This is a genomic window from Chroococcidiopsis sp. CCALA 051 (assembly GCF_003015105.1).
GTDB classification, from domain to species: Bacteria; Cyanobacteriota; Cyanobacteriia; order Cyanobacteriales; family Chroococcidiopsidaceae; genus Chroococcidiopsis; species Chroococcidiopsis thermalis.
Genome location: NZ_PYCI01000236.1, coordinates 1 through 3,958 on the forward strand (window position 1 = coordinate 1; position 3,958 = coordinate 3,958).

Sequence of the window (3,958 nt, forward strand, 5' to 3'; positions counted from 1 at the left end):
TTATGTAAAGAAATCCGGTTGAAACTATTGATTTTAGGTTCAGTCGAGCCAAAAATTCGAGAAGCGATCGGGAGATAGTTCTGTGTAGCGAATAGTGTGTTGAATATTCTTGTGTCCCAGATAAGCCTGAATAGCTCTAGTGTCATGACCATGAGATGCCAGATAAAACCCGCAGGCATGACGTAACATATGCGGATGTACCGATAAAGCTAACCCAGCAAGAGTGCCAGCACGACTAATAATATTAAAAGCTGTGGCAGCAGCCATCGGAGTGCCACGCTCAGAAACAAACAAGTAAGGGGAGTTAGGATATTCGCGTTGTAGTTGTCGTAGCCACCTCAACTCTCTAGCACGTAACGGATGCGTTGAACTGATACCATGCTTGAGTCGATTGATATAGATCGTGCCACTAGAAAAATCTAGCTGCTCCCATCGCAGGGCTACCAATTCTGATACACGTAGACCGTGACGATAAGCCAGTAAAATTAAAGTCGAATCTCTGTGACCATGTCGTCCTTTTGATGAAGCTGCTTTAATCATAGCTTCGACTTCGTTGGGCAGCAGATGTTCTCTTGTGCGTTTCTCTAGGTTGGGAAGCTTTTTGGGTGGAGTAGTATGAGTCATAAAAACCAACTTGCCCATAAAAGGTAATTGGGTACTATAGCATTGGGTACGATACAATCAACTCCCCACACATTCCATGTTAAAAACTTGCCCATAAACAGTTCTTTTTGGTAATGTTTCTCTACACTCCTTCTGGAGTGGCTGATTGGTGATATAAATCTTTTGAAGTTTCAAATCGCACACAGAACGAGTAGTGACATCGATAGAACGTACAGCTTACCCTCGATTTAAGCGTCAATTAACTGCCAAAGAACTCACCGAGATTTACACACCCAACAAGAACGAAATTGCTTTTGCTTACGCAACAACTAAAGGTGAAAGTAATATTCTTAACTTAGTATGCCTATTAAAATCATTTCAGCGACTAGGCTACTTTCCTTCTTTAATAGACATTCCTCTCAAAATCGTTCATCATATTCGCAGCAATTTAAAATTGACAGATGATACTGTTTTGGGTTATGAAAACCGCAAAACCATGTATCGACACCGGACTGCTATCCGCGAATATCTTCAGGTAAATCAATTTAATCAAACTGGGCTACATCTAGCTATTAAAGCAGTGAATGAATCGGCGACGGTAATGGATAATCCTGCTGATTTAATGAATGTAGCCATTGCTGAATTAGTTAAAAATAGATATGAGTTACCAGGATTCAGCACCTTAAATAGATTAGTTCGTCGAGTGAGAAATGTAGTAAACCAAAGATTATTTTCCCTAGTACTAAGTCGCATCTCGTCAGATTACCAAGAACGCTTGCTAGACTTGTTAGAGCGTCATCCGCTTGAGTATCAAACCTCCTTTAATAGCCTGAAGCAACTACCTAAAAGCCCTACCCGTAACAACATTAATGACTTTATTGTACATTAAATCTGGCTAGATTATTTGGGTGATGTTAAGCCATTACTCAAGGATATTACCACTGCTAAAATTCACCATTTTGCTGCCGAAGCACGGGTGTTAGATGCGCGGGAAATCAAAGATTTTAATTTATCGAAACGAATTACTTTGATTTTATGCTTAATTTATTTAGCCCAAGTGACAGCACGAGATAGTTTGGTTGAGATGTTCTTAAAACAAATGCGCTCAATCAATAACGACGCTATCAAAGAATTAGAACTCATCAAAAAGAGAATCCAAGAAACGCAAGAGAAATTAGTTGGTGTGTTGACTAATATCATCCATGTGTTTCTGGAGGAAAATCAATTAAATAATGAACTAAATCATGAACCAGTCTCCTCTCACCCAGAGATTGAAGCATCCGATAGTTATTCATCTAATTCTCCAGAGCGGATATCCGAATTAAATCTCTCTACCGAGTTAACAACACATCAGGGAATATCTCTGTTTCATAAACTAAATAATGTATTTATTCAAGACGGAGGAGCAGAGCAATTACTTTCGGAATGTGAGGCGATGAATGCTTATAGGGGTAATAATCATCTTCCTCTAATTTGGAAATTTTATAAAAATCACCGCCGGACATTTTTTCGCTTAGTAAAAGCGTTAGACTTCAAATCAACTACTAACGAACGAAGTGTGATTGAAGCATTACAATTTGTTCTAGAGAATTCTCATCGTCGAGGAGAATTTCTCAAAGCAAGTATTGAACTAGATTTTATTTCAGAACAGTGGCGAAAATTAGTTGTAGTCAAGCAAGGAGAGAAAACCAAATTTGTTCGTCGGCACTTCGAGGCTTGTATTTTCTACTACCTAGCAGCCGAATTAAGGTCAGGAGATATCTGCGTTGTTGGTAGTGAAGATTACGCCGACTACCGCGAACAATTACTGTCTTGGTCAGAGTGTTTGCCGTTAGTTGACCAATACTGTGAGAATTTAGGCTTTCCTAATAACCCTTCTTCTTTTACCAAGACATTGAAATCCTGGTTGACGGACACGGCGGCGACTGTGGATGCAGGTTATCCCAATAACCACCAATTTATTATTAATGATGAAGGCGAACCCGTACTCAAAAAGTATCAGCGTAACGAGTTGAGTGTTGCTGTCAAAGCTTTAATAGAAAAAATTGAAGAACAATTTCCAGAAAGAAATTTAATCGATATCCTCAGAAACGTTGACTACTGGACAAATTTTACCCGTCACTTTGGACCGCTGTCTGGTAGCGATCCTAAAATTAAACGTGCGACGGAACGTTATCTTTTGACGACGTTTACTTATGGTTGCAATTTGGGGCCTACTCAAGCGGCGAGACATATGCGAGGCATTGTCACCGCGAAGGAACTAGCATTTGTCAACCGTCGCCATGTGACGGTAGATAAGCTCAATGCTGCGTTGGTAGATATTATTAACCGCTACAATGCTTTAAATCTGCCTAGGGTTTGGGGTGATGGTAAAAGTGCGGCGGCAGATGGAACTAAGTATGAACTTTACGAAGAAAATTTACTGTCTGAGTATCATATTCGATATGGAGGCTACGGAGGAATAGCTTACCACCACGTCTCTGATACCTATGTGGCTTTATTTAGCCAGTTTATTTCTTGTGGCACTTGGGAAGCTGTTTATATCATTGAGGGTTTGTTGAAAAACCTGTCCGATATTCAACCTGATACAATTCATGCTGATACCCACGGTCAATCAACACCTGTGTTTGCATTGGCACATATGCTGGGAATTAAGTTAATGCCTCGGATTCGTAATTGGAAAGATTTAAATTTTTATCGTCCTGATAAAGATACTGTTTATCAACATATTGACTCTTTGTTCTCTGAAACTGTTGATTGGAAGCGGATAGAAACTCACTGGCAAGATATTCTACAGGTAGTTTTATCAATCCAGACAGGTAAAGTATCAAGCGCAATTTTATTGCGTAAATTGGGTAATTATAGTCGTAAGAACAGGCTATATCAAGCTTTTCAGGAATTAGGACAAGTAGTGAGAACGGTTTTCTTGCTGCAATATATATCAGATATACAGCTGAGAAAAGAAATTACTGCTGTTACGAATATTGTGGAAGCTTACCATAAATTCTCGAAGTGGTTTTTCTTTGGTGGCTTTGGGGTTGTGATGAAGAATGACCCAATTGAACAGGAAAAAGTGATTAAGTATAAGGATTTGGTAGCAAATGCTGTTTTGTTCCAAAATGTTGTAGATTTAACTGAAATATTGCGGGATTTACAGAAGCAAGGCTATTTGATTAGCCGTGAGGATGTGGCGGTTGTGAGTCCTTATATTACGGCTCATGTTAAGCGGTTTGGTGATTACCTGATTGATATGGAGACTGTGCCACCTTCGTTGGATGAGGTGGAAAGTTTAGTGCTTGCTTAAGCGGCTGGAATCCTTGTAAATCACAAGTTTTTTGTTTGTTTCTTAACATTT

Annotated in this window: 1 protein-coding gene and 1 pseudogene; one reads left to right on the forward strand and one right to left on the reverse strand. The window is 39.4% G+C overall.

The genetic code is table 11. The annotated features are described in order from the left end of the window. Positions 1 to 39 precede the first annotated feature (39 nt). A complete protein-coding gene (locus C7Y66_RS30000; RefSeq protein WP_106548332.1) occupies positions 40 to 624 on the reverse strand; it encodes a tyrosine-type recombinase/integrase in 585 nt (194 codons plus the stop codon). 193 nt (positions 625 to 817) lie between these two features. Between C7Y66_RS30000 and C7Y66_RS30010 the strand changes: the two are divergent. Beyond that, positions 818 to 3,907: pseudogene (locus C7Y66_RS30010) on the forward strand (Tn3 family transposase). The last annotated feature ends 51 nt before the right edge of the window (positions 3,908 to 3,958 follow it).